Origin of the sequence: Haemophilus sp. HMSC066A11 (genome assembly GCF_001811665.1) — a bacterium.
In the GTDB taxonomy this organism is placed as follows: Bacteria; Pseudomonadota; Gammaproteobacteria; order Enterobacterales; family Pasteurellaceae; genus Haemophilus; species Haemophilus influenzae.
The window spans coordinates 1-205 of the sequence record NZ_KV805880.1 but is presented as its reverse complement, the minus strand read 5'-3'; the positions used below and the strand labels follow the sequence as shown (position 1 = coordinate 205).

1 protein-coding gene is annotated in these 205 nt (G+C 28.8%); it reads left to right on the top strand.

Annotated features, from left to right (window positions below; genetic code table 11):
* Positions 1-205, top strand: a 205-nt coding sequence (locus tag HMPREF2813_RS07790; protein ID WP_148129913.1) for a TonB-dependent receptor, incomplete at both ends; no start/stop codon positions are given.

Here is a 205-nt window from a genome sequence, read left to right as displayed (position 1 = left end):
GAGTTGATCCTGAATTTTCTTACTTATTACCCATTAAAACAACAGGAAAATCAGTCTATCTCTTTGATAATGTTGTTATAACTGATTATTTATCTTTTGATTTAGGTTATCGTTATGACAATATCCATTATCAACCAAAATATAAACACGGCGTTACACCGAAATTACCTGATGATATTGTGAAAGGATTGTTTATTCCATTAAA